The organism is Faecalimonas nexilis, assembly GCF_059731825.1.
Genome location: NZ_AP029189.1, coordinates 3,506,571 through 3,532,544, shown reverse-complemented (window position 1 = coordinate 3,532,544; position 25,974 = coordinate 3,506,571). Strand labels below are relative to the sequence as shown.

Annotated in this window: 21 protein-coding genes and 2 tRNA genes; 20 read left to right on the top strand and 3 right to left on the bottom strand. The window is 42.6% G+C overall.

Translation table 11 applies throughout. The features are described 5' to 3' along the window. Positions 1-7 precede the first annotated feature (7 nt). From AC6I5B_RS17525 to AC6I5B_RS17515, 3 genes are read right to left on the bottom strand one after another with little or no spacing between them, the layout of a single operon-like run. Positions 8-1,939, bottom strand: a complete 1,932-nt coding sequence (locus AC6I5B_RS17525) for a V-type ATP synthase subunit I (RefSeq protein ID WP_071143551.1) — start codon at positions 1,937-1,939, stop codon at positions 8-10. Then, entirely contained in the window at positions 1,936-2,988 is a 1,053-nt protein-coding gene (locus AC6I5B_RS17520) for a V0D/AC39 family V-type ATPase subunit (RefSeq protein WP_071143552.1), read from the bottom strand. The genes AC6I5B_RS17525 and AC6I5B_RS17520 overlap by 4 nt, the downstream gene beginning before the upstream one ends. Positions 2,989-2,990: 2 nt before the next feature. Further along, positions 2,991-3,302: a hypothetical protein gene (locus AC6I5B_RS17515; RefSeq protein ID WP_004613043.1), complete on the bottom strand. Its 312-nt coding sequence runs from the start codon at positions 3,300-3,302 to the stop codon at positions 2,991-2,993. A 133-nt stretch (positions 3,303-3,435) separates the two neighbouring features. On the opposite strand from AC6I5B_RS17515, the gene trmB reads away from it, so the two are divergent. The 20 genes from trmB (at position 3,436) to hpt (ending at position 25,956) form a co-directional block, all read left to right on the top strand. Then, positions 3,436-4,101 (top strand): tRNA (guanosine(46)-N7)-methyltransferase TrmB, encoded by a 666-nt coding sequence (gene trmB / locus AC6I5B_RS17510; protein ID WP_083382630.1) that lies wholly within the window; start codon positions 3,436-3,438, stop codon positions 4,099-4,101. 228 nt (positions 4,102-4,329) lie between these two features. Next, complete coding sequence (locus AC6I5B_RS17505) at positions 4,330-4,602, top strand: thioredoxin family protein (protein ID WP_117787381.1); 273 nt, start codon at positions 4,330-4,332, stop codon at positions 4,600-4,602. Positions 4,603-4,653: 51 nt separating this feature from the next. Further along, positions 4,654-5,898, top strand: a complete 1,245-nt coding sequence (locus AC6I5B_RS17500; RefSeq protein ID WP_318253575.1) for a 5-bromo-4-chloroindolyl phosphate hydrolysis family protein — start codon at positions 4,654-4,656, stop codon at positions 5,896-5,898. Between the two features lie 17 nt (positions 5,899-5,915). Beyond that, a complete protein-coding gene (locus tag AC6I5B_RS17495; protein WP_117787383.1) occupies positions 5,916-7,049 on the top strand; it encodes a toxic anion resistance protein in 1,134 nt (377 codons plus the stop codon). Between the two features lie 62 nt (positions 7,050-7,111). Beyond that, positions 7,112-8,500: an alanine/glycine:cation symporter family protein gene (locus AC6I5B_RS17490; RefSeq protein WP_117787385.1), complete on the top strand. Its 1,389-nt coding sequence runs from the start codon at positions 7,112-7,114 to the stop codon at positions 8,498-8,500. Between the two features lie 105 nt (positions 8,501-8,605). Continuing rightward, complete coding sequence (locus AC6I5B_RS17485; RefSeq protein ID WP_270651363.1) at positions 8,606-14,911, top strand: glycoside hydrolase family 84 protein; 6,306 nt, start codon at positions 8,606-8,608, stop codon at positions 14,909-14,911. Between the two features lie 159 nt (positions 14,912-15,070). Then, the gene (locus AC6I5B_RS17480; protein ID WP_044987313.1) at positions 15,071-15,952 is read left to right on the top strand and encodes a YitT family protein; all 882 of its coding nucleotides are present in this window, start codon (positions 15,071-15,073) and stop codon (positions 15,950-15,952) included. A 94-nt stretch (positions 15,953-16,046) separates the two neighbouring features. After that, positions 16,047-16,119, top strand: a tRNA-Phe gene (locus tag AC6I5B_RS17475). Between the two features lie 44 nt (positions 16,120-16,163). After that, positions 16,164-16,234, top strand: a tRNA-Gly gene (locus AC6I5B_RS17470). 79 nt (positions 16,235-16,313) lie between these two features. After that, on the top strand, positions 16,314-17,657 hold the full coding sequence (locus AC6I5B_RS17465; RefSeq protein WP_044987437.1) for a CCA tRNA nucleotidyltransferase: 1,344 nt from the start codon (positions 16,314-16,316) through the stop codon (positions 17,655-17,657). 72 nt (positions 17,658-17,729) lie between these two features. After that, the gene (locus tag AC6I5B_RS17460) at positions 17,730-18,734 is read left to right on the top strand and encodes a CotS family spore coat protein (protein WP_004613034.1); all 1,005 of its coding nucleotides are present in this window, start codon (positions 17,730-17,732) and stop codon (positions 18,732-18,734) included. Positions 18,735-18,782: 48 nt separating this feature from the next. Continuing rightward, positions 18,783-20,516 carry a phospho-sugar mutase gene (locus AC6I5B_RS17455; protein ID WP_117787389.1) on the top strand — a complete coding sequence of 578 codons (1,734 nt, stop codon included), beginning with the start codon at positions 18,783-18,785 and terminating at the stop codon, positions 20,514-20,516. 198 nt (positions 20,517-20,714) lie between these two features. Further along, positions 20,715-20,990 (top strand): HU family DNA-binding protein, encoded by a 276-nt coding sequence (locus AC6I5B_RS17450; RefSeq protein WP_004613032.1) that lies wholly within the window; start codon positions 20,715-20,717, stop codon positions 20,988-20,990. Between the two features lie 108 nt (positions 20,991-21,098). Continuing rightward, positions 21,099-21,338 (top strand): RNA-binding S4 domain-containing protein, encoded by a 240-nt coding sequence (locus tag AC6I5B_RS17445; protein ID WP_004613031.1) that lies wholly within the window; start codon positions 21,099-21,101, stop codon positions 21,336-21,338. Positions 21,339-21,450: 112 nt separating this feature from the next. Beyond that, complete coding sequence (yabP, locus tag AC6I5B_RS17440) at positions 21,451-21,735, top strand: sporulation protein YabP (protein ID WP_004613029.1); 285 nt, start codon at positions 21,451-21,453, stop codon at positions 21,733-21,735. A gap of 7 nt (positions 21,736-21,742) precedes the next feature. After that, a complete protein-coding gene (gene yabQ, locus AC6I5B_RS17435) occupies positions 21,743-22,096 on the top strand; it encodes a spore cortex biosynthesis protein YabQ (protein WP_004613028.1) in 354 nt (117 codons plus the stop codon). Between the two features lie 44 nt (positions 22,097-22,140). After that, the gene (locus AC6I5B_RS17430; protein WP_022250690.1) at positions 22,141-22,470 is read left to right on the top strand and encodes an FtsB family cell division protein; all 330 of its coding nucleotides are present in this window, start codon (positions 22,141-22,143) and stop codon (positions 22,468-22,470) included. 93 nt (positions 22,471-22,563) lie between these two features. Further along, entirely contained in the window at positions 22,564-23,976 is a 1,413-nt protein-coding gene (locus tag AC6I5B_RS17425) for a SpoIIE family protein phosphatase (protein ID WP_044987435.1), read from the top strand. Positions 23,977-24,031: 55 nt separating this feature from the next. Then, positions 24,032-25,453 carry a tRNA lysidine(34) synthetase TilS gene (gene tilS / locus AC6I5B_RS17420; protein WP_022250691.1) on the top strand — a complete coding sequence of 474 codons (1,422 nt, stop codon included), beginning with the start codon at positions 24,032-24,034 and terminating at the stop codon, positions 25,451-25,453. Continuing rightward, positions 25,429-25,956, top strand: a complete 528-nt coding sequence (gene hpt / locus AC6I5B_RS17415) for a hypoxanthine phosphoribosyltransferase (RefSeq protein WP_004613024.1) — start codon at positions 25,429-25,431, stop codon at positions 25,954-25,956. Before tilS ends, hpt begins: the two co-directional genes overlap by 25 nt. Positions 25,957-25,974 lie beyond the last annotated feature (18 nt).

The following is a 25,974-nucleotide window of genomic DNA, read 5'->3' as shown; positions in this document are numbered from 1 at the left end:
CCTGAGTTTATACATTTTTCTGATTATATGGTTTGAATTCGCGTCCGCTTCCTTTATAAAAGCGGCTGAACATTTCATAATATTCCAGTCTTAACACCTGGATTCCGACAACAAGCCCTTCCATCAGGCAGACAAATATGTTGCCGGCTACAATGACGATCCAATTTGGACTGCTGTTTTGTGTGGCGCCGCCAAGCATAAGTACAACTTCCATCATCGCTGCATGGCTGACAGCAAAAGCGCCGATACGCACAAAAGAAAGTGTGTTGGAAAAGTAACTGAGCATTGTTTCGAATAATTCGAAGAATGCCTGTACAAAAAACATGACTTTTCCGCCTTCTGTTTTTCCGGTGCGCTTTTCAAGTTTTTTTGCGAGCGGTTCCTTGAAGACCATCATCAGAACCGGGACACCGAAAAGCACGGCGAGCAAAATGTTAGCAGGCATCTTGTGACCTGTCATAAACAAGACAATCGCCAATACGACAGAGCCATAGAAAATCAGTCCGGCGACCCCGTTCGGTGAGAACCATGCGTTTTCTAAATCATGCGCCCGCAGGGAGTTGATAATCTGGAAAATCATGGACAGGAGAATGATTCCCATTCCAAATGCGATTGCAACGATAAATACGGTGTTCAGTTGACCGACAAACGGAAGGCTCGTCATAGCTGAAATCGGATGCAGCCATTTTGCCTCGATGATATTTTCAAATCCAAATACACTTCCGAACATAAAGCCGAAAAAGGTGGAAAAGATACCGGCAAGCGAGATGACCCCCGCAAGATCAATTTTTTTGAATTTGTAGAGCAGTCCGCCCCCGATTGCGAGACAGAGTCCCTGGCCAACATCTCCGAACATGGCGCCGAAGATAAAGGTGTAAGTCAGCGCGAGAAAAATCGTCGGATCCATCTCATTGTGTGCCGGAAGTCCGTACATACGGATAAACATCTCAAATGGCTTGAAGATCTTCGGGTTCTTCAACTTTGTCGGAGGCTCCCCGAAATAGGTCTCGTGGTCATCTTCCACCACTACAAACAGGTTCGGATCGTGCTTGACGTCTTCGAGGAAGGAACTGATGTCAGCCTCGGACATCCATCCGCATAATATAAAGAAGTTATCGTGTTTGTCTTCCACACAGGCAGCAAGCTTTCGCACATCAAAGTTCTTGGCGAGTACCTGCAGACGTTTTTGTGCCGAGACAAGTTTTGCGCTGTCTTTTGAGAGAATCTCAGCAATCTCTTCGTCGATATGCCGGATTTTTTTCTCAATCGAATGAATACTTTTTTCCAGTGTGCGGCACGCATCAGTCGGCGTGGTATCATACTCATCCGGCAGGAAAATACGCTCAAAATGCAGTGATTTTAAAATAGCGTCGATGCGTTCGGAATCGGAGCGGGAGGAGAAGTATACGCCGTATACGTAGCTTGTATCTCTTCCGCCCTCTAAAAAGATTACATTAAGATCCTCGCTTACATATTTTTCTACTTTGTGATAATAGTTCAGTGCAACACGCCCAAAACGGAATTTGATAAAGTGATACTGCATCACGTCGTGGATGTTGCATTCGAGACCTGAAAACGGTTCGATCACTTTGAGTTTGTCTCGCAGTGCTTCTTGTTCCTCTTTCAGGTTCTGTTCTTTTTCTTTGAGATCCATATAGTTGTTGTTTGCTGTACGGATTGTCTGGAACAGCTCCTCCATCGAAAGCGGAACTTCCGGAAGAGATTCTTTGTCAGACAGATATCCGACGAACTGATTCGCCTTTTCCAGTGCATCTTTATATGGATTGATCTCGATAAACGGCTGAAGGTTATCGACCGTTTTTAATTCCGAAAGAGCATTTTCCAATTGAATCTCATATTTTGAGAAATACAGATCCGTTACCCGGTCAATGTCATTTTTCGGTCCGGTGATACTTAAAAATTTCATTTTTACAATCATTGTGGTCTCACACCCCCTATATATTTTAATGTTTCTCCAGCGGACAGACCATAGCGAATACATTCCAATGCCGTTGTAAGCTTCCTTAGCTCCTCTTCTTTTTGGAAAAGATAGGAGTTGATGGAAGCAATGGAATACGGATGTTCTCTGCGGTCGGTGGAGTAAAGGCGTGACAGGCAGTCCGTATACATCTTTTCAATGGTAAATGCATGATCTAAGGGCTGCCGTCTGCCGTAATAAGTCTTTCGGAGCAGTTCCATGAACTCGTCCAATGACTCGCTTTCGATCAACGTTTTTATCTCAGGAAGTTTGATGTGAAAATAAACCGGAATGATAAAAGCGTAAATCTGAATGGAATCCATGTTATAGTATTTTTTTGCACGGTAAATCCATTGTAAATTAATCAAATCGATCTTCGTTCCGCAGTCGCGGGTAAAAATCTTAAGTTCCAATCCTTTGAGCGTTTTTTTGCGCGCTTTCCAGACGGAGGTAAATTCATATAAGTTGAGGGCGAGGTCGTAATCAAACAGATCGACGGGCTGCCCGGATTCCTGTAAAATTTTCAGTGGAGCGTAATATTCTGTGCCTTGCAGATTGTCTACTAATTCTTCCATGGTCTTGGAAGTAATCAGACGGTCGATTGAAATCTGGGAGTAGCGGTCAAAAAACGGCTTTTTGTGATTCAGATCAAACGGTTCCTCATAATGGTTGTAGACAATTCGCAGACAGTAGTTGATCAAATCAACTTCATAGCGTTTGAGATACAGTCTTAAAAATCGTTGGTGTTCCAGACCCGAGAAACGATACAGTTTGGAGTAATCGTTGTAAAGGGACTGGATGAGGATCTTCTCGACATCTCCACGGTGAAGTGTATTCTCATCTACAGTTTCAAAGGCTTTTGCGTACGCGGGAAGTTTCTTCAAATAAGTGACCACCTCGGCAACGTTGCACAATTGTGCAATTTCCCGGAAGTGGTCATCTGTTAAAAGCTTGGCCTGCATTGCATGTATCTTTGTTACGATTCCACTATATGATAGTAGATTTCCCATAATTATACCTCTGTAATGCGTTTCAATATTTCGTGAGCGTATTGCTCATGCTTGATTTCGTATTCCCTTGTGAGTGAATGAATGGTTCGCTCACTTTCTGACTGCAGCTGCTGTAGCTGCGTATTCATTTTAGAAGTCAGATTTTGCTGGATTGCATCCAGTTTTTCTTTTGTGCTTGCAGCCAGATCTTCGTCGAATCTTTGTTGGTCTTTTTGCATCTTTTGATCGAGCCTGTCTTTTTCTGATTCGGCATGCTTTACAATGGCTGTAGCGGCTGTCTCAATTTCTGACAATTTGCTGATAATAGAATTCATTGTGAACCCTCCTTTTGTGCAAGCTGATATGAATAATGTAACACAGTAGAAGAAATAAAAAAAGGGTTTTGCGAAAATAATGCAACTATAAATTGACGATATATCTCCGACGAGATATACTGAGAAAAAAAGAATGAGGTGCAAGAGTATGAGACTTAGAAATATTCCGGGTGCAGATGATGTGATTCAGAACCATCCGGTTGCAATAAAGAATGAGATAGAACAAAAAGGGAAGTGGCATACGGTCTTTGGAAATGAGAACCCGATTCACATTGAGATTGGAATGGGGAAAGGGCAGTTTCTCTTGAATCTTGCCAAGCAGAATCCGCAGATAAACTATATTGGAATCGAGCGCTATTCGAGTGTTTTGCTGAGGGCATTGGAAAAATACGACACAGAAGAATTTTGTGATATGAAAAATATTCGTTTTATCTGTATGGATGCTTTCACGCTGCCGGATGTGTTTGGAAAAGGCGAAGTGGCAAAGATCTACCTGAATTTTTCGGATCCTTGGCCGAAGGCAAGACATGCCGGGAGAAGGCTTACGTCTACTCGATTTTTTGGACAGTATGACAAGGTGCTGGCACAAGACGGTGTTGTGGAATTTAAGACAGATAACAGCCAGTTGTTTGAGTTCTCTTTGGAACAGGTGGCGGAAGCAGGATGGAAATTGCTGGCACATACATATGACCTGCATCACGATGAAAAGATGAATGTGGGGAATATTATGACAGAATACGAGCAGAAGTTCTCAAGTCTTGGCAATCCGATCCATAAGTTGATCGCAGCGAGGAAATAGTTCGAAGCTTTCGGCATATTCTATATAGAAAGTATGTGTATAGAACAGGAGAACCTTATGGGGAAAGGAAAGTGGAAACATTCGTTTTGTCAGTTTTGCTATGATAACAGGAAACTGACATGTAAGCTAAAATGCATTAGACGCTCGTTTGAAGAGGTCTGCGACATCTTGAATGCAAGATGTAAACCATAAGGGCGAGCTGTACACTAGTGTCCGGGAGGGTGGCATATGCAGGTTACACTGATTGTTCTGTTTGCGCACTGGTGTTCGAAATGTAATATGATGATGCCGGTTGTGGATGAGATAGAAGAGGTCTATAAGGAACAGCTGGAAGTCGTCAGAATAGACATTGAAAAAGAAACTGAAATTGCAAAAGATTATAGTATCCAAATTGTACCGACATTTGTTATAATGAAACAAGGAAATGAAGTTATGAGGATGGCTGGGATCATCGGTGAGGAGATTCTGAAAAAGAGGATTGAGACGGTGATTGAAAAGTAGAGGAATGTTTGCTCCGGCAAAGCCGGTGTGCTTTGCCGGAAAAGCGAAAGAATGATTCAGGAAGGATATGACGGATATATGTATGATAATGATTTTTCAAATCTTGGAAGACAGATCCAAGAGACGGTGCAAAACGCTGTGGAGTCGATGAATTATGATCGCCTGAACCAGACAATTAACCAGACGGTGAATCAGGCGCTGGATGAGGCGAGAATATATAAGGAAAAAGTGAGAAGGCAGTATGAGGAGAGCCAGAAAAGACAGGCTGATAATCTGAGAAAGCAGGCGCAGGCCAACCAGCAAAGCAATGTCTATCAGACAAACTATGCAAGACCGGTAGGGAAAAAGCAGATCAATATGGTGCTTGCGCCAAAGATCAAAAAAGGGACAGGACGCATTGTGGCAGGAACGATATTGAGTATTGTTTCGGCTGTGGGGATTATCGCTCTGCTGGTTACAAAGACCTTTTTAGAGATGATAGGTACAGCAAGTCTTGCCGAGATCGTTCTGGGGCCTGGAGTGCTTTTGATTCCAATGCTTGCAGGAATCATTTTGTCTGCGACAGGAAATCATTATCGCAAGAGATACAGACGGGCTAGAAAGTACGTGGAGATCTTGAATGGAAGAGGTTTCTGTGAGATTAAGGAATTGGCAGAAAAGTCGAATCAGTCAGAGACAGAGACGAGGAAAGATCTTCGAAAGATGATTCAGAAACAAGTGTTTCGGGAAGCGTACATGGACAAGCAGGAGACGTGCCTGATGATTAATCGGATTGCATATGACTATTATCTGCAGGCGGAGGAATCGCTTCGGCAGAGGGAGATGGAAGAGGCGAAAAGAAAAGAACAGGAAGAGAAGATGTCACCTGAGATTTTGGAGATGATTCGTACCGGAGATGAGTATATCAGGACAATCCGTGAGGCGAATGACGATATTCCGGGTGAAGTTATTTCTGAAAAGTTAGACAGATTGGAGCAGGTTGTGCGCCGTATTTTTGAGTCAGTGAAAAAACATCCGGAGCAGAAAAAAGAGATGGATAAGTTTATGGACTATTATATGCCGACAACACTGAAGCTTGTGAATGCGTACCGTGAGTTTGATGCTTTGGAAGTAAAAGGGGAGAATATCACGAATGCGATGCAGGAGATTGAGAATACACTCGATACCATCAGTCTTGCATTTGAAAAGCTTTTAGATGATTTGTTTCAGGATGCTGCGTTTGACGTGTCAACGGATATTTCAGTTCTGCAGATGATGCTCGCAAGAGAAGGATATAAAGAAAAAGATTTTAAATAGTAGGAGGACATAAGCTTATGGGACAAGATATCAATGAGATGATGCAGGAAGCGCCGGTTTTGACCTTGGATCCGTTTGGGGAGACAAAAGAAGAAGTCGTGGAAGTCAAAGAAGAGCAGGTTGAGGAATTGGACGTGCTCACACCGGAAGAAAAAAAGATGGTAGCGGATTTTGCGGCGAAGATCGATCTGAGAAGCTCAAACGCAATTCTTCAGTATGGAGCAGGGGCTCAGAAGAAGATTGCTGATTTTTCGGAAAGCGCACTTGAGAACGTAAAGACGAAGGATCTTGGCGAAGTTGGTGATATGCTTGCGGGTGTTGTGACGGAACTTAAGAGCTTTGATGAGGAAGAGGAAGAAAAAGGGATTTTTGGATTCTTTAAAAAAGGCGGCAATAAGCTTGCCAATATGAAAGCGAAATATGACAAGGCAGAAGTGAATGTGAATAAAATTTGTGATGCGCTGGAAGGACATCAGATACAGCTTATGAAAGACATTGCCATGCTGGATAAGATGTATGAACTGAACACAACGTATTTCAAAGAACTTTCGATGTACATTGCAGCCGGGAAGAAAAAATTACAGGATGTTGCGACGACGGAGCTTCCTGAACTGGAGGCGAAAGCTGCACGGTCAGGGCTGCCGGAAGATGCGCAGGCGGTCAATGATCTGAATGCACTGTGTAATCGGTTTGAAAAGAAAATTCATGATCTGGAACTGACTCGGACGATTTCGCTTCAGATGGCGCCGCAGATTCGTCTTGTGCAGAGCAATGACACGGTGATGTCTGAAAAGATTCAGTCTACGTTGGTAAATACGATTCCACTGTGGAAAAGTCAAATGGTTTTGGCGATCGGTGTGGAAAATTCTTCTCGTGCGGCAAAGGCTCAGCGGGAAGTGACTGATATGACGAATGAATTATTGAGAAAGAATGCGGAAAAACTCAAACTTGCTACGGTGGAGACTGCAAAAGAGTCAGAGCGGGGCATTGTCGACATCGAGACGCTGAAAGCAACCAATGAATCTTTGATTTCTACACTGGATGAAGTGATGAAGATTCAGCAGGAAGGAAAAGAAAAGAGAAGAACGGCAGAAGCAGAATTGAACCGTATCGAAAATGAACTGAAACAGAAACTATTGGAGATCCGGTAGGACTTTTTATAACATATCCCTCATATACTTGGTATTATTGCCAAGTATATGGGGGATTTTTTATGGAGTATGTAAAGGAAATCAATGCGGTTGTAAACCGTTTTATCTGGGGGCGGGGAATGCTCGCTGTTTTTCTGTTTGTCGGAGTGATGTTTACCGTGCGCACCGGATTTTTCCAGTTTACAAAGGTGCGGATCTGGCTTGGAAAAACAATGGGGGAGATGTTTCGGGACAGGCGTGTGCGCAGGACCGAAGAAGAGCATTCTATCTCTCAGTTTCAGTCTTTTTGTACGGCGCTTGCAGCGACACTTGGAACAGGGAATATCACAGGTGTGGCGGCAGCGCTGATTGCAGGAGGACCGGGAGCAATTTTTTGGATGTGGGTATCTGCGTTTTTGGGGATGATGACAATTTATGCGGAAAATCTTCTGGGGATACGGTATCGCTATAAAAATAGAAAGGGAGAATGGGTTGGCGGCGCTATGGTGTACATAGAGCGTGGACTTGGGTGTAAATGGCTTGCCGTGCTTTTTGCTGTATTCTGTATTTTTGCATCATTTGGAATGGGAAATATGACACAGGCGAATTCCATGGCAAGTGGATTAAAAGAAAGTCTCTCTATTCCGCCGTTCATTACAGGAGCGGTTGTGACACTTGTTGTGGCGGCAGTAATTTTAGGTGGTGTGAAGCGGATTGCGGCAGTGACAGAAAAAGTGGTTCCATTTGTGGCATTGTTTTATATGGCAGGCGGAATGCTCGTGCTCATTCATTTTCGTGCGGAAGTTCCGGGAGCAGTACGCATGATTTTTGCGGAGGCTTTTCGCATGAAAGCAGTGGGAGGAGGAGTGATAGGATATGGAATTCGTCAGGCAATGAAAATCGGTATTTCGCGAGGGGTATTCTCCAACGAAGCGGGGCTTGGTTCTTCTGTTATGGCGCATGCGGCATCAGATGTGAAATCTCCTGCCATACAGGGAATGTGGGGAATCTTGGAAGTGTTTATCGATACGATTGTAGTATGTACGATGACAGCGCTTGTAATCTTAAGTTCCGGTGTCTATAAGCCGCAAGTGTATCTTTCCAATATGGCGCGCGGAATCGAAAATGTCGATGGAACGACTTTGACCGGGGAAGCTTTTTCGACGGTTATTCCTTTTGGAGATAAATTTCTTGCAATTTCGATCGTATTGTTTGCTTTTGCAACAATGGTTGGCTGGGCGTACTTTGGGGAGCGCACGGCGGCATATCTGTTTGGAGAAAAATCGGCGTTTCTTTACAAAATGGTTTATGTACTGATGATTCTGCCAGGGTGTATGATGACGCCGCACCTTGCGTGGGAGGTGGCGGATACGTTCAATGGATTGATGGCATTGCCGAATATGACAGCTTTGATTTTGCTTAGTGGTGAAGTTGTCTATATCACAAAAGGATATATTAAAAATAAGCAGTAAAATTATATAAAAAAAATAAAAAAAGCAACACAAAACTATGAAAAGTGGTATAATAAGAAATGATAGTGCTTGAGGATAAAATATGAGAAAGGAAAGGCGAAAATTATGGGAAAGAAAATGATAAAGAGACTGATTGCCGGGATGCTGACAGCAGCCGTTGCGATACCGACTAATTTTATGCCGGTACAGGCGGCAAAACAAACCGCAGAGGACTATGTAATCTATCCAACTCCTCATAAGATGGAATATCAGGAGGGAGATTATATTCTTGGCAAGGAGATGAATGTCATCTATGACACCGGAATTGATGAGGCGACAAAAGACCGGCTGGAGGAGGCTGCGGCGCTCAAAGATATTAAGGTGAAGGAGTCAGATGAGCCGAAGAAAGGTGCGACGAATGTCTATGTCGGTGTGCACGGAGAAGACGGAAAAGCAGAAGACTATATTACAAAAGAGTATGCACCGGGAGATGCATTGTTTGAGAATACAGATTCGTATTTTTTGGCGAGTGATGAAAATGTAATCTCTGTACTTGGAAAAGACACAGATTCTGCATTTTACGGACTGACTACGCTGTATCATGTATTTGCACAGCTTGACAGTCTCACAATACGAAACTTTGAGATTGAGGATTATGCAGATGTTGTGAGCCGTGGATTTATCGAAGGATATTATGGAAATCCATGGTCTACAGAAGACCGTGTGAATCTGATGAAATGGGGCGGATATTATAAACTGAATGCATATTTTTATGCACCGAAAGATGATCCGAAGCACCGTACGCAGTGGGATGAACTTTATACAGAGGAAGAGTTAAAGACAAAGATCAGACCATTGGCAGAGGCGGGAAATGAGTCTAAATGCCGTTATGTATATGCGCTGCATCCATTCCCGGCCGGAAATCATCTTCGTTTTGACGAGCATTATGAGGAAGATTTAGCAAAACTGCAGGCAAAATTCAAACAGGTGATCGATCAGGGCGTACGTCAGATTGCCATTCTTGCAGATGACTTCTGGAATCCGGGTGGACAAAACGGATTACGTCTGTTGAACGATATGACAGAGTGGCTCAAAGAAGTGAAAAAAGAATATCCGGATATGAAGATGACAATTCCATATGTTCCATATGACTACATGGGCAACGGAAGCAGTCAGGAACTTCAGATTTTGAAACAGGCACCAGACAACGTACAGATTGTTATGACCGGCGGAAGAGTTTGGGGAGAAGTGACGGATAACTTTACTTCTACATTTACAAACAATGTAGGTCGTGGACCATTTATGTGGATCAACTGGCCTTGTACAGATAACTCAAAGAAACACCTGATCATGGGTGGATATGATACATTCCTTCATCCGGGAGTGGAACCATCTAAGATTCAGGGGATTATGTTGAATCCAATGCAGCAGTCAGAGCCAAGTAAAGTTGCGATTTTCGGAAATGCATCTTATGCATGGAATATCTGGGAGACAAAAGAAGAGGCAGAAGAGATTTGGAATGCATCCTTCTCTTTCGTGGACCACAATTCTGCGATTTCAAATGAAGCAAGCGATGCGCTTCGTGAGATGTCAAAGCATATGATCAATCAGGCAATGGATTCACGTGTTACAGCATTACAGGAATCTGTAGTATTGAAAGAACAGTTAAATGCATTTAAAGAAAAACTGGAGGCGGAGACACTTACAGCAGCTGATGTGGACGCAATGATTGAAGAATTTGAACTGCTCCAGGAAGCTGCCAAAACATATCGAGCCAGCGGAAATGAAGCAATCAAAGAACAGATTGTATACTGGCTGGACTGCTGGGACGACACAACAGAAGCGGCAATTGCATATTTAAACGGTGTAAAGAGTGATCTGGAGGGCGATGTGTCAGCTGTGATCAATTACAACACAGCCGGAAAGACAGCATTTGACCAATCAAAAACACATGACTTTTTATATGTAGATCATCAGGAATATGCAGAGGTTGGTGTACAACACATCGTTCCATTTATCAATACATTGGCGGAATATGTATCTGCAAAGGCGGAGACTGCAATCAACCCGGATAAAGTGATTCAGAAGTTTATCACAAGCAGAAAAGATACACCGGAAGGAGCGAAAGAGAATCTCTTTGACGGTGATGAATCCACAAAAGTGATTTACAAAAATCCGAACTCACTTTCAAAAGACGATTATATCGGTGTGGAATACAACAAAATGATTGATGTGGACAGCATTCGTTTTGTGCTTGGAACAGGAAAAGATCATTTTGAGCATGCAAAACTGCAGTACATGGAAGAAGATGGAACTTGGACAGACTTGACTTTGGAAGGAATGGATAATAACTTTACCGGAGAACAGGGAAAAGTTCAGGATATCAGTGTGGAGGAAGAAAATCTTCCGAAAGATCTGAAGGCGAAAGGAATCAGATTGATTGCGACAGAGGCGAACAAAAATGACTGCTGGCTTGAGATTCGTGAAATTCAGATCAACAATCAAAAAGAAGCTCCAGCAGAGACAGAGCGTTATACCGGAACCGTGACATTGAGTGGAATTTCTGTACAGAGTGGAACGACAACAGACAAGTTGTTTGATGGTGATCTTTCCACAGAAGCATGGCTTGCAAAAGGACCATATGAGAATCCGAACCGCGACACAATCGCAGAAGGTGCTTATATTCAGGTAACTTTGCCGGAGGCAAAACAGATTGGCAGTGTGAGAATGACACAGGGACAATCAGCGGCGAATGATGTGTTTAAGAAAGCAGAAGTACAGTACAGCGTAGACGGACAGAATAACTGGAAAAAAGCAGGAGATCTCACAAACGCAAAAGATCAGACGGTGAACTTTACAACAAGCGAGAAGATCAAAGCAATCCGAATCGTAAACAAAGAGCAGACAGCAGGGTGGGTGCGTGTTGGTGAATTAGATATCCGTGCGTCAAAGAATGCGACAACTCCAATTACATATAAAGTGATGAAAACAGACCGCTGGACGGTAGCTCAGAATACAAAAGAGACAAGTCTGTATGACGGAGATGACGATACATATGTATGGTATGATCCGGATGGAAGTGCGAACTCAACGAATGATGATGTGATGGTAGATGATTTCTTAGGATATGATCTTGGAACAGAGGCGGTATTAGACAAAGCGCACATCGTAGTCGGACACGACGGTGGAGACAAGATTGTAAAATATGCAGTTGAGACATCCGTAGACAACAAGACATGGACTCCGGTAAAAGGATATGAATCTCATACTGGTGCAGCGACAGGAAAAGATGTGCTGGATATTGATTTGAATGGAGTGACAGCGCGTTACATCCGTATCCGCAACTTAGAGCAAAAAGGTTCTTGGGCAAAATTCTCTGAATTCACTGTAGAGCAGAGAATTTCTCAGGCAGGAACAATAGAGAATATTTACACAAATGTAGAAAATCACGGAATGGTTGGACAGGTGGAAGAAGGAGTTTCTTCTTTGCAGCCGGGAACCATCAGCTTGGAAAAAGGTCAATATATTGGTGTTGACTTAAAGAACATCAAAGCAATTCAAAACATTGCGGTGAAAGCAGGGGACAATGCGAATGTGAAAGTGCAGAGCTCTATGAATGGAGTAATCTGGACAGATGTCAATACAAAAGCATTGGAAGATGCAAGATATGTGAGACTTTACAATGCGTCAGATGCGACAGCAAATGTTGCAATCGAAGAATTTGCAGTGACTTACGCATTCATCGGTGAAAAGGCAGTAGAGAGTGATTTCGCGCAGAATAGTTCCGCAGAGGATTTAAGAACAACCGGAAAAGTGAATAACTTATTTGACGGAAATCTTGCCACATCCGGAAAAATCACAGGAACACAGGATGCAGGTAAAAAGATTGTGTTTGATCTCGGACAGACAGTAGATTTCAAATCTTTCAGATACTATATGAAAGAGACGAGCGTGGATTTCTTAAGACATGCAAAATTTGAAGTGGCAGACAGTAAAGATGCCCCAGATAACGAGTGGACAAAGATTTTGGAAGTAGGAAATGCAAATGCGGTAAATCTGCCAAATACAGCGACTGCAAAAGACGCGGAATATCTGACACACGACTCTAAAAATCCGGGTAATATGTATGCGGAAGCAACAGGACTTAGCGCATCCGGACGTTATTTAAGAATCGTGCCATTGACAACATACACAGGAAGATGGGTTGAATTGTATGAGCTGCAGATCAATGGCGGCGCATATATGACGACAGAATCTAACCGTGATGTAGTGTCAGAGGTGACAGAGGAAGCAGGAAAGATTCCGTCTAATATGTTTGATGGAGACTTTACAACAACGTATAAGCCATCAGCAGAAAATGGTTCTTTCACATACCGTGTCAGCGAACCGAACCAGAGAACAATCCGTATAATCCAAAACGGAAAGGTTTCCAACGCAACTGTAAAGGCTGTGCTCTATAAGAATGGTGAGAAACAGGAAGCGGTTACAATTGGAAAATTGAATCAGACAATCAATGAATTTGCAGTGGCAAAAGACAGTCAGATTTTGGAAATCATTGTAACATGGGGAAAGGATATCCCAGAGCTTTCTATTATAAAGACAAATGAAAAAGAAAAAGCAGCAGTCAATAAAGATGCGCTTAATGAGGCGATCAAAAAACCAATCGCAGACAATTGGACTGCAGGCAGCAAACAGGCAGTTAAAGATGCAAAAGCGGTTGCAGAAGAAATTGCAGCAAATGAGTATGTGACACAGGAAGTAGTAGATATGGCAGAGAAAGCACTTCTTTCCGCACATAAAAATGCCGTTGTCAAAGGTGATGTGACTGCATTAGAGAATGCGCTGAAAAATCAGAAAGCAGGAAAAGAAAATGTGGGAACAGAAGAACAGCCTGTTTATGTAGAGATTTATTCAGCAAGAACCTATGCAGCCTATGAGACGGTGATTGCTCAAATTGAAGAGGTATTAAAAGACAAAGAAAATATCTCTGAGAAAGAGGTAGCAGATTTGCTTGCAAAACTCGAAGAGGCAGAAAACGCACTACAGTACTCACTTGTCCAGAGAGAACTTGCAGAATTGGAACTCCAGAATGCGCCGGTATATGACGAGGCGAACTACACAAAGGAATCTTACAAGTCATACACAACTGCAAAGACAGCATTGGATGCAATTGTGAAAGCCGATAAAGCAGAACGCAAGAATCCAAAAGAAATTTATGAGGCACGCAATGTATTTGAACAGGCAAAACAGGGGCTTGTAAACACAGAGGCGCTGAATGCAAAACTTGCAGAGATTGCGAAGAAAGATGAAACACTCTACACAGAAGACAGCTGGGCAGCACTTCAGGATGTTGTGAAGACAGCGCAAGGATATCTGAACAATGGAACGAAAGATCAGGTGGCAGATATCATTAAAGCGTTAGATAAAGCGGTGGAGAGTTTAGTGCTCGCAGAAGGCAGTGAGAGCGATGTCCAAAAAGTGATTGATGAGCTCAGGGAACTGAACAAAGATGATTATACAAGTGCAAGCTATGACATTCTTTCTCAGGCGATTGCAAAAGCTGAAAAAGATATGTCCAAAGGAGATGCAGAGCTTGACAAAGCCAATATCGCGGCGATGCGTGAAGCACAAAAAGCTCTTGTAAGTATTGTGGATCTGAAAGCTGCAATTGCAGAGTCAGAAAAATACAACGCAGAGAATTATACAGCAGACAGTTATAAAGTATTGCAGGATGCTGTTGCGGCAGCGGAAGCACTGAAAGCAGACGGGACAAAAGAATCTGTTGCGAAAGGAGCAGAAGCGATTCGTGCAGCAATAAAAGGTTTGGAAAAACTTGCTTCAGGAATGGATGAGTATCGAGATTCTATCATCCTGAAGACACCGGCAGAGGACTATACAGATGCGAGCTATGCAGCGTATAAAGCAGCATACGACACATTGATGGAGCTGGATGCTAAGACAACAACAGAGGAAGAGTTCCAAGACGCAAAATCAGCATTTGAAAATGCAGAGGCAAAACTGGTTGTGCAGCTTGCAGATTACACGAAAGTGAATGAAGCGAAAGCAAAGATTCCGGCAGACTTAAGTGTCTATACAGACGACAGTGTGAAAGCGTTGAAAGATGTACTTGCAGGCATAGATGAGAATCTGCCAAGATCAAAACAAAAAGAGATAGATGCCTATGCAGATGCAATTGAAGCAGCGATCGGTAACCTTGTTCTGAAACAACAAAACGGTGGCGGAACAGCAGGGACACCGGACAACGGAACATCCGGTACTCCAAATGGTGGTTCTTCGAACGGAACGGCAGCAACAGGAGACAGTGTAAATGTTTCTGTTATGGCAGCGCTTTTACTTTCGCTTTTGGCAATTGTTGTCCTTATGAGACGGAAAATGTTCTTGAATCTTTCGGGAAAAGATGATACATTATAGAAAGACAAAGTTCAGAAGAAAAGAGAGAGAACATGACACGTTATATTTGGAGTGGGTATAAAAATTTCAAATTGACAGATAGTAGGAAAAGCAGGTGAATACCTGCTTTTCTTTTTCTCTTTAACAAATTAAATGGATAAAAGGACAAGGGGGATTCAGATGAAAGCAGAGTGGAAAAATGAGTTGAAGAACGTTTTTGACTGGAAAAAACTATTTTGGGTAATATTTGGAAATACGGCGTATTGTTTTGGAATTGTTGCGTTTGTACTGCCGATGGGACTGATTACCGGAGGGACGACCGGACTTGGTTTGATCGCAAACCATTTTGCGGGAATTCCGGTGGAGGTCTTTGCGGCAGTGTTTAATGTTGTGATGTTTTTACTGGCAATATGGCTGCTCGGTATTTCGTTTGCACTGACAACGCTGATCAGTACGTTCTATTTTCCGTTTATACTGGGAGTGCTTCAAAGAGTAGATGCGCTTCAGGGGCTGACGACAGATCCGCTGCTCAGTACGATATTTGCGGGGCTTTTGATTGGAGTAGGAATCGGAGTTGTCATCAAAGCGGGAGCTTCCACGGGTGGTGTCGATATTCCGCCATTGATCTTAAATAAGAAATTGGGGATTCCGGTCTCTGTGGGACTGTATGCGTTTGACTTTATGATCTTGATCGGGCAGATGGTATTTCGTGATCGAGAGAAGATTTTATATGGAATTCTTCTTGTGATGATTTACACAACGGTTATGGATAAAGTGCTTGTAAATGGAAAGAGCCAGATGCAGGTGAAGATTATCAGCGATCATTATGAAGAGATCAATACAGCGATTCAGCAAAAGCTTGACCGTGGCTCTACATTCCTCAAAACAGAATCCGGATATTTGCGGAAAGAATCTATGGCACTATTGACGGTAGTGTCCAACCGTGAGATGCCAAAATTCAATCAACTTGTGTTGGAAATTGACCCGAAAGCCTTCATGATCATCAATCAGGTAAATGAAGTGATGGGCAGGGGATTTACACTTCATAAACATAATATTTAAAAAATTGAAAAAATTTGAAAAAAAGTGTTGACTTTTTAGCTGACCTTTGATAATATATCACTTGTGTTAAGGAACAGCTAAAAAGGATACAGAAGCCCAGATAGCTCAGTCGGTAGAGCAGAGGACTGAAAATCCTCGTGTCGCTGGTTCGATTCCGGCTCTGGGCATACTTTTAAAAGTTGCTTAAGCTTAATAATATAATACGTAACATGCGGGTGTAGTTCAATGGTAGAACACTAGCCTTCCAAGCTAGATACGTGGGTTCGATTCCCATCACCCGCTTTTTTGCTATCCATTTATATGGAAAATGAGACGAATTGCAGTGAGTTTTGTGAAGTCAAAGGAACTCGAAGGAGTGCATATGAAAATTTTTTTGCCTGAGAAAGTAAATTTTATTATCAACAAATTGAAGGAGAACGGCTACGAGGCGTATGCGGTTGGTGGCTGCGTGAGAGATTCTGTTTTGGGACGAGTGCCTGATGACTGGGATATTACGACGTCGGCGACTCCGAATGAGACAAAAGCACTGTTTAGGAGAACATTTGATACAGGGATTGAGCACGGGACAATTACGGTGCTGGTCGACAAAGAGGCGTTCGAGGTGACAACATACCGTGTGGATGGGGAATATGAGGACAGCAGACATCCGAGGGAGGTTGTGTTTACACGAAGTCTGAAAGAAGACCTTTTAAGAAGAGACTTTACGATCAATGCGATGGCATATAATGAAGAAGAAGGTCTGGTGGATATTTTCGGCGGAATCGAAGATCTGCAGCGAAAGATGATCCGTTGTGTGGGCAATGCGAGGGAGCGTTTTGGGGAAGATGCGCTTCGGATTTTGCGCGCAGTGCGATTTGCGGCACAGCTTGGATTTCGGATTGAAGACGAGACGATGGAAGGGATTCGAAAGCTTGCGCCGACACTTGCAAATATCAGTGCAGAGCGGATTCAGGTGGAACTGGTCAAGATGCTCGTATCGCCGAATCCGGGTTTGCTGGCGCTTTCATATGAACTTGGAATTACAAAAGTGGTTCTTCCGGAATTTGATGAGATGATGCGGACAGGTCAGGAGACGCCGCATCATATGTATTCAGTAGGAATGCACACGTTGAAGGCGGTCGAACAGGTCAGAGCTGATAAGGTCTTGAGACTTACGATGCTGCTCCATGATGTTGCAAAACCTCAGATGAAGACGGTGGATGCAGACGGTGTTGCACATTTTAAGATGCATGATGTAAAAGGAGCGGAAGTTGCAAAAAGAATTTTGAAGAGACTGAAGTTTGATAATGATACACTTGGAAAAGTGACAAAACTTGTGCAGTATCATGATTATCGCATGCCAGCACAGCCGAAGAACGTCAGAAGAGCCATGAATAAGATCGGTGAAGAATTGTTTCCGTATTATTTGGAGATCAGAAAAGCGGATACAATGGCGCAGAGTGAATATATGCGGGAGGAGAAGCTTTCAAATATTGCCGGAATCGAGCGGTGCTACAAAGAGATTCTGAAGAAAAAAGAGTGTGTTTCTCTGAAGATGTTAGCAGTTTCGGGGAGCGATCTGATCGCGGACGGTATGCAGCCTGGAAAACAGATTGGCGCCGTCTTGCAGGCGTTGTTGGAGCTTGTGATTGAGCAGCCGGAATACAATACAAAGGAGATTTTATTGGAGCAAAGCAGGAAACTGCGCAAGGAAACTCTTTTGTAGAAATACACATACTTACAAGATGTCCGTCATACATTTAGAGAGAATAGGAAATAATGAATGTAGGGGGCAGCGATGAAAGAGAACGAAGTAAGTGTGTTGGATCAATATGATATAGATATAAAAAGCACCCGCAGAATCAGGGGTGCTATTTTATGTGCTACAAATCAGGGGCTCTTTGTACTCAGGGAGCTTATGATTTCAGAAAAGAGAATTCCAATGCTGCACAAATTATATGTGCACATGATGGAAAATGGATGTGACAGGGTAGATGCGGTCATAGAAAATAAAGAGCATGAATTATTCAGCACATCAGAAGATGGGATTAAGTATGTGGTCAAACGTTGGTATGACGGAAAAGAATGCGATATCCGAAAAGAACAGGAAATTGTGGGGGCGACAAAAAATCTTGCAAAACTGCATAAAGTCTTGCGAGGACCCATTGATTTTGGAGAGGAATCAGAGACCTTTGTTATGGAAGGCGAGGATTTGCGAAAGGAGTACTGCCGGCATAACCGTGAGATGAAAAAGGTACGGGCGTTTATCCGCGGGAAAGTAGGAAAAGGTGAGTTTGAGCTGATGTTTTTGAAATATTTTGATGCGATGTATGACTGGGCGCAGAGTGCGAGCGCCCGATTGGAACAATCGGAATATGAGTTGTTGATGCAGCAAAGCAGAGAGAAAACAACGATTACGCATGGTGAATACAATTATCACAATGTTCTGATGATGCAGGATGGAATTGCAACAACAAATTTCGAGCATTTTCACCAAGATGTTCAGTTGGCGGATCTGTACTATTTCCTTAGGAAGACGATGGAAAAGAATCATTGGAATGTGATGCTTGGTGACAAGATGCTTGAGGCTTACAGTGAAATTTTGCCGCTTGGGGAGCGGGAGATGGAATATCTTGCAATCAGCCTGTCTTATCCAGAAAAGTTTTGGAAGGCGGCAAACTCTTATTATCGGTCCAGCAAAGCGTGGATTCCGATGAAGAGTGTTGAGAAATTGGAGGTTGCAATTCATCAGACGGAAGAAAAGAAACATTTTTTAGAGGCGATATTTTCTTTTCATTTGTAAAATGCTGGTGTATAATAGTAGGGAAAATGCAAAGGAGGAACAAATGGTATGAATTATCAGGAACAGTATCAAGAATGGCTCACAAATCCATATTTTGATGAAGAGACAAAACAGGAATTAAAAGCAATTGCAGATAATGAAAATGAGATAAAAGAAAGATTTTATAAAGACTTAGAATTTGGAACAGCGGGGCTGCGCGGTGTGATCGGTGCAGGAACAAACCGTTTGAATATCTATACAGTGAGAAAAGCAACACAGGGACTTGCGAATTATATTTTGCAAAAAGGACTTCAGGAAAAAGGTGTGACAATCGCATATGACTCAAGAAGGATGTCGCCGGAGTTTGCGGATGAGGCGGCTTTGTGTCTGAATGCAAATGGAATCAAAGCGTATGTATTTGAATCACTCCGTCCTACACCGGAACTTTCCTATGCCGTAAGAAAGTTGAATTGTGTTGCGGGAATCAATATCACGGCAAGTCACAACCCGCCGGAATATAACGGATATAAAGTGTATTGGGAAGACGGAGCTCAGATCACTCCTCCTCATGATAAAGGAATCATGGATGAAGTGAAAAAAGTGACTGATTTCAATACCGTGAAGACGATGACGCTGGAGGCGGCTAAGGCGGCAGGACTTTATGTGGTGATCGGCAGTGAGATTGACGATGCTTATATGGAAGAATTGAAAAAGCAGGTAATCCATTGGGATGCGATCAAAGAGATGGGGAAAGAATTAAAGATTGTTTACAGTCCTCTTCATGGAACAGGAAATATTCCGGCAAGACGTATTTTGAAAGAGCTTGGATTTGAAAATGTATATGTTGTAAAAGAGCAGGAATTACCGGATGGAGAATTTCCGACAGTCTCTTACCCGAACCCGGAGGCTGAGGAAGCATTTGAGCTGGGATTAAAACTGGCAAAAGAAGTAGATGCGGATCTTGTTCTGGCGACAGACCCGGATGCAGACCGTCTCGGTGTATATGTGAAAGACAGTAAATCCGGAGAATATAAAGTGCTGACAGGGAATATGTCAGGATGTCTGCTTGCAGACTATGAGATTGGACAAAGAAAAGCGACCGTAGGATTGCCGGAAGACGGTTATCTGATCAAGACAATCGTGACATCAAATATGGCAGATGCGATTGCAAAAGGTTATGGTACAGGATTGATCGAAGTTCTGACAGGATTTAAGTTTATCGGACAGCAGATTCTCGGTTTTGAGCAGAGTAAAAAAGGCACATATTTATTCGGATTTGAGGAGAGTTATGGTTGTCTGATCGGAACTCATGCAAGAGATAAAGATGCAATTGTTGCGACGATGGCACTGTGTGAGGCGGCCGCATACTATAAGACAAAAGGTATGACACTTTGGGATGCCATGGTTGATATGTATGAGAGATTTGGATATTATAAGGATGATATTCAGGCGATTACATTAAAAGGAATTGAAGGGTTGGCAAAGATTCAGGAAATCCTTGAGACGCTGCGCAAAGAGCCGCCGGTAAAAATCGGTGCTTACGAAGTGCTGAAAGCAAGAGATTATCAGGCTGATACAATCAAGGATCTCGCTACAGGCGAGGTGACAGGAACGGGACTTCCGAACTCTAATGTCTTATATTACGACCTGACAGATGACGCATGGCTGTGTGTACGTCCATCCGGAACAGAGCCGAAAGTAAAATTCTATTATGGTGTAAAAGGTACTTCTTTAGAGGATGCGGATGCCAAATCAGAAGCGCTGGGAAAAGAAGTTCTTGCGATGATTGATAAAATGCTGTAAAAGGGTGTCAAAAGTGCCCAAAAACCCCGAAAAAACAAGGAAAAGTGGGCAAATACACTTGACAAAAGACGGGTGAAACGGTATAACAGTATTTAAAGGCATATTCATACAGAAAAAGCGTGTGAGACATGCGAAAAAACCGATAGAATTTATTGATGAATACATTCTATGTTTGAAATAAGAGGAGGAACATAATCCATGAACAAAACAGAATTTATCTCAGCAATCGCTGAGAAAGCAGAGTTATCAAAGAAAGATGCAGAAAAAGCTTTAAAAGCTTTCACAGACGTAGTGGAAGAAGAACTGAAGAAAGGTGAAAAGATCCAGTTAGTTGGATTTGGAACATTCGAAGTAAGTGAAAGAGCAGCAAGAGAAGGAAGAAATCCTCAGACTGGTGAGACAATGAAGATTGAAGCTTGCAAAGCTCCAAAATTCAAAGCTGGAAAAGCATTAAAAGACGCTGTAAATGCATAATAAATGTTCATGATAAAAAGAATGTGCTTGGCACATTCTTTTTTTCTATAAACAGTTTAGTCATGTGCAAAGTTATAAAAAAAGAAAAATAAAGGTGGAGGAGAAAAGATGAGACTGGATAAATTTTTAAAAGTATCAAGATTGATTAAAAGAAGAACAGTGGCAAATGAGGCGTGTGATGCGGGGAGAGTGCTTGTGAATGGAAATGTTGCCAAAGCATCCGTGAAAGTAAAGCCGGGAGATGTTATTGAGATTCAATTCGGAACGAAGAATGTAAAAGTAGAAGTGCTGGATATTCAGGACACAACAAAAAAAGAAGAAGCAAAAGATTTGTTTAAATATTTATAAAACAGTCATAATACAGCAAGACCTTTCATATAATTAGGATATATCAAAATTGATATTACTTCCGGTAAAAATACCGGCGGCAGTTTGAAATAAGGAGAAAGGTTGTGGAATCTTGGAAGAAAAACAGGTACAAAAACCACATAAGCTGGTAGTGAACAATAGAAAGACAAGTATGGTTACAGGTGTGCTTGATGTACTGTCGTTTGATTTGAATGAGATATTGCTGGAGACGGAACAGGGTATGCTCATGGTCAAGGGGAAGGATCTGCATGTAAATCGTCTGAGTGTAGAAAAAGGGGAAGTGGACTTATCCGGACATATCGACAGCATTGCGTACTCGGATGTCCATCAAAATGCCGGTCAAAGCGAGAATTTCTTTATGAAATTATTTAAGTAGGTGAGTTATGCTTGGAATCGGTGATGAAATATCCATTTTTTTGCAGGCGTTATTGGCGGGCAATATTGTACTTTTGGTTTATACGTGCATTAGAGTTTTTAGAAGACTTATAAAACACGATCTGTTTTTCGTTTCTTTAGAAGATTTTTTCTTTTGGGTATGGGCAGGTTTGTATCTGTTTGTCAAGATCTATGACACTAGTGATGGTAGTATACGTTGGTTCTTTACCATAGGTGTTGTGGTTGGGGGAGTTTGTTCATTTTTTGTGCTGCATTTTTTGTCTGAGATGGGGAAAAAACTGTTTGCCAGGATTCGTGAAAAAGACGAAAAATCTATTGATAAATCAAAGGAAAAAAGGTAATATAACTATATTGGGACAAAAAATAGATTTATAAGGGTGTATCAATGATGAGAAGTGTAAAGCAGCGGAACCGTGATAAACGTCAGCGGACAAGAATGCGCCGTCACAAAGCGAGTATTCTTTCGATATGTGGTGTGATTTTATTATTGACAATCATATTGTCGGTGGGAAGTATGTCACTTCAGGCAAAGAACAAGCGTTATAAGCAGCAGGAAGCGGAACTTACGGCACAGTTGAAAGAAGAAAAAGAGCGTACAGAAGAGATTAAAGAATTTGAAGAGTATGCAGGAACAGATGCGTACATAGAAGATGTTGCAAAAGATAAGCTGGGGCTCATCCACAAGAATGAGATATTGTTTGAGCCGGAACCATAATGGAAAAATTTCATAATACCATACAAAAGATAGAATGTGTTTGAGCACATTCTTTTTGTTTAGACGGAATTTCTGGAAAAGGGGTTATTCATGATGGAGGAGTTAAAAATAGGACGAGCTGTGCAGGCGAACCCATATGTGATACAGATGGATCGGTTTGTGCAGTCTTTGGAAAAATTGACCAAGGTATTTTTGCAGCTGGAGAGAAAACATGATTTATTTACAAAAGCGGAAATGGAAGAAATGTACGAAAAAGTAAATGAGAAAGTGTGCGGCAATTGTGCGAATAAAGAAGTGTGTCTTGGACAAGAGGCGTTTCTGACCTACCAGATGGTACATGAGATTTTTTGTACCATAGAAGAATATGGTGTGGAACTGAACACTGAGGTGAAACGTAAGATACAGAAAAGATGTGTGCAGGCGCCGCGCTTTTTGCGGACGGCGCTTGAGGTGTTTAAAGGCGCGAGACAGAATCTGATGTGGAATAATAAAATGGCACAGAACAGGGAAGGATGTGCGGTGCAGCTTGACACATTTGCCCAGATGATTCAGCATGCCACAAGAGAACTGGACGCCAGTATTTTTGCGGACGAGCATTTGGAAAAGAAAATACGGGGGAGATTTTCCAAAATTGGGGTACGGCTTTTAAGTACGGTATTTTTTGTGACAGAAGATGGGAAATATGAGGTTCATGTTACGGCAAAATCTATCAAAGGGCAGTGTGTATCCACGAAAGAGCTTGTGCAGATCATATCGGAGTGTGTCGGAAGAAAGATGGTGGCGGACCGCGATGAAAGGCCGGTGCTTGGAGAAGAGTATTGTACAGTCACCTGTGTGGAAGGGCCACGTTTTCATACGCTTCAGGGAATTGCGAAAATCGGAAAGGGATGCCGTAAGATATCGGGGGACAGCTTTTCGATGATGGAGATGCCGGGCGGCAGGAAGGGCATCATACTCTCCGACGGAATGGGGGCAGGGGAAGCAGCATTTAAGGAAAGCGCCATGGTGGTGGAAATGTTAGAGGAACTTCTGGCAGCTGGATTCCCGAAAGAGACAGCAATTCAGATGTTGAATACAGCGCTGGTGATGGGGCGCGAAGAGGTGCGGTTTTCTACAATTGATATGAGTGTATTTGACCTGTATAGTGGGAAATGTGAGTTTGTGAAGGCGGGGGCATCCACTACGTTTGTAAAATATGAGGATAAGGTAGAGACAATCAAATCAACCAGTCTTCCGATAGGAGTTTTGCCTAAATTGGAGGTGGATTGTGTTGTGCGAAGCTTGTGCGATGGGAATTTTGTTGTGATGGTGACAGATGGGGTGCTTGATGCGCTTCCGGTTGGAGAGCAGGAGCTGATCATGAAAATGATCATCGAGGGGACAAGCATAACCAACCCAAAAGAGATGGCGCATCACATTTTAGAGCAGGTTTTGGAATGTTCCGGGGAGATCCCTTTGGATGATATGACGATTATGGTCGTGGGCATGTGGAGTCTTGCAAAATAAAAAGGAATAAGATAAAATTAGTGCGGGTGAATAATTACAAAGGAAAATGTGGATAATGTTAGAAAAAATAAGAAGGTATGTGGAAAAATGGCATATGATCGAGAATGGCGATAAGATAATTGTAGGCGTATCAGGAGGTGCAGATTCTATATGCCTTCTTTTTGTATTGATACAGCTGCAAAAAGAGATTCCGTTTGAGTTGGTCTGTGTTCACGTGAACCATGGATTGAGAGGGATAGATGCGGATGCGGACGAAATGTATGTAAAAAAAATGTGCGAGAAGCATTGTGTCCCATGTGAAATTTATCGGGAAGATGTTGCATTAATTGCAAAAAAAAGGAAACAATCTTTGGAGGAGGCGGGGCGTGAAGTGCGCCGGGAAGCCTTTGTGAAAACCTTGAAGCGATATGGAGGAACTAAAATTGCGCTTGCGCATCATCAAAATGACAATGCAGAGACATTTCTGATGAATGTGGCTCGCGGAGCAGGTCTGAAAGGGCTTGGCGGCATACGTCCGGTAAATGGGAATGTGATTCGTCCGCTTCTTGCAGTGGAGCGTGGTGAGGTTGAGAAATATCTGGAAGAAGAGGGGATTGCCTTTTGTGTAGATGAGACCAATAAAAGTGATGCGTACATGAGAAACCGTATCCGGAATCACATTTTGCCGTATTTTGAGGAGCAGGTGAATAAAAGGACAGTTACTCACATTAATGAGACAATGGAGCGGCTGAGGGAGATTGAAGGATTTTTGGAAGAGCAGACTGAGATTTCGTGGAGGCAGTGTACTAGAACCGAAGAAACAGGAACTGTTATCCTGCAGGCTGAATTTCAACAGATTCCGCATGTGATACAGTCATTTGTTTTGAAAAAGGTACTTTGGGAAGTCTGCAGGCGAGAGAAAGATATTGAAGCTGTTCATCTGCAGATGCTTCAGGAGTTGTTTGAAAAGCAAGTCGGAAGAAGGGTGGATTTGCCGTATGATATGGAAGCCTGGCGGACGTATGACGGTGTTGTGTGCAGGAAAAAAACAGAGCCTGGACCGCAAAAAGCAGAAGAAAAAATATTGGACTGTGAAGGGCAGGAAACACATTTGTGTGAATGGTGTGGCTGGCAGATCAAAAGCCGCGTATTCGTGGCAGACCAAGTGCCACAGGAGGCTTCTGAAAAAGTTTACACGAAATGGTTTGATTATGATATAATAAGGGACGCGGTGAGTATTAGAACAAGAAAGCCCGGAGATTACTTGGCGATTCATAGCGATGGCAAGACGCAGAAACTGAAGTCTTATTTTATCAATGAGAAGATTTCGGCGGAGGAAAGAGGAAAGATTCCCTTGATCGCAGAAGGCAGTCATATATTGTGGGTTGTCGGTTATCGTACGAGCAGCGCTTACCGGGTAACTAAGAATACAAAAACAATATTAGAAATACAAATAAACGAAGGAGAAGAATCATGGCAGAGACAATTAAAGTATTAGTATCAGAAGAAGAGGTAGATGCAAGAATTGAGGCGCTTGGAAAGCAGATCAGTGAGGATTATGCGGGAAAACAGGTACACCTTATCTGTGTGCTGAAAGGTGGCGTATTTTTTATGTGTGAACTTGCAAAAAGAATTACAGTTCCGGTATCCATGGATTTTATGAGTGTGAGCAGTTATGGGGACGGAACGACATCCAGCGGCGTTGTAAAGATTGCCAAAGACTTAGATGAGACATTGGAAGGAAAAGACGTAATTGTTGTGGAAGATATTATTGATTCCGGAAGAACGCTGTCTTACCTGCTTGAAATTTTGGCAAAGAGAGGACCAAAGAGTATGAGACTTTGCACACTGCTTGACAAGCCGGAGAGACGTGTGCGCGATGTAAAAGTAGATTATGTAGGGTTCAATATTCCGGATGAATTCGTTGTGGGATACGGACTTGACTATGCACAAAAATATAGAAATCTGCCATACATCGGTGTTGTAGAAGGTGTGGAGTAGGAAGGAGCTAAGAATTGA

Bases quoted from the DNA above. Each gene is read 5' to 3' on its own strand.
- AC6I5B_RS17525 (WP_071143551.1), bottom strand. From the start codon at position 1,939: ATGATTGTAAAAATGAAATTTTTAAGTATCACCGGACCGAAAAATGAC.
- AC6I5B_RS17520 (WP_071143552.1), bottom strand. From the start codon at position 2,988: ATGGGAAATCTACTATCATATAGTGGAATCGTAACAAAGATACATGCA.
- AC6I5B_RS17515 (WP_004613043.1), bottom strand. From the start codon at position 3,302: ATGAATTCTATTATCAGCAAATTGTCAGAAATTGAGACAGCCGCTACA.
- trmB (WP_083382630.1), top strand. From the start codon at position 3,436: ATGAGGTGCAAGAGTATGAGACTTAGAAATATTCCGGGTGCAGATGAT.
- AC6I5B_RS17505 (WP_117787381.1), top strand. From the start codon at position 4,330: ATGCAGGTTACACTGATTGTTCTGTTTGCGCACTGGTGTTCGAAATGT.
- AC6I5B_RS17500 (WP_318253575.1), top strand. From the start codon at position 4,654: ATGATTCAGGAAGGATATGACGGATATATGTATGATAATGATTTTTCA.
- AC6I5B_RS17495 (WP_117787383.1), top strand. From the start codon at position 5,916: ATGGGACAAGATATCAATGAGATGATGCAGGAAGCGCCGGTTTTGACC.
- AC6I5B_RS17490 (WP_117787385.1), top strand. From the start codon at position 7,112: ATGGAGTATGTAAAGGAAATCAATGCGGTTGTAAACCGTTTTATCTGG.
- AC6I5B_RS17485 (WP_270651363.1), top strand. From the start codon at position 8,606: ATGGGAAAGAAAATGATAAAGAGACTGATTGCCGGGATGCTGACAGCA.
- AC6I5B_RS17480 (WP_044987313.1), top strand. From the start codon at position 15,071: ATGAAAGCAGAGTGGAAAAATGAGTTGAAGAACGTTTTTGACTGGAAA.
- AC6I5B_RS17465 (WP_044987437.1), top strand. From the start codon at position 16,314: ATGAAAATTTTTTTGCCTGAGAAAGTAAATTTTATTATCAACAAATTG.
- AC6I5B_RS17460 (WP_004613034.1), top strand. From the start codon at position 17,730: ATGAAAGAGAACGAAGTAAGTGTGTTGGATCAATATGATATAGATATA.
- AC6I5B_RS17455 (WP_117787389.1), top strand. From the start codon at position 18,783: ATGAATTATCAGGAACAGTATCAAGAATGGCTCACAAATCCATATTTT.
- AC6I5B_RS17450 (WP_004613032.1), top strand. From the start codon at position 20,715: ATGAACAAAACAGAATTTATCTCAGCAATCGCTGAGAAAGCAGAGTTA.
- AC6I5B_RS17445 (WP_004613031.1), top strand. From the start codon at position 21,099: ATGAGACTGGATAAATTTTTAAAAGTATCAAGATTGATTAAAAGAAGA.
- yabQ (WP_004613028.1), top strand. From the start codon at position 21,743: ATGCTTGGAATCGGTGATGAAATATCCATTTTTTTGCAGGCGTTATTG.
- AC6I5B_RS17430 (WP_022250690.1), top strand. From the start codon at position 22,141: ATGATGAGAAGTGTAAAGCAGCGGAACCGTGATAAACGTCAGCGGACA.
- AC6I5B_RS17425 (WP_044987435.1), top strand. From the start codon at position 22,564: ATGGAGGAGTTAAAAATAGGACGAGCTGTGCAGGCGAACCCATATGTG.
- tilS (WP_022250691.1), top strand. From the start codon at position 24,032: ATGTTAGAAAAAATAAGAAGGTATGTGGAAAAATGGCATATGATCGAG.
- hpt (WP_004613024.1), top strand. From the start codon at position 25,429: ATGGCAGAGACAATTAAAGTATTAGTATCAGAAGAAGAGGTAGATGCA.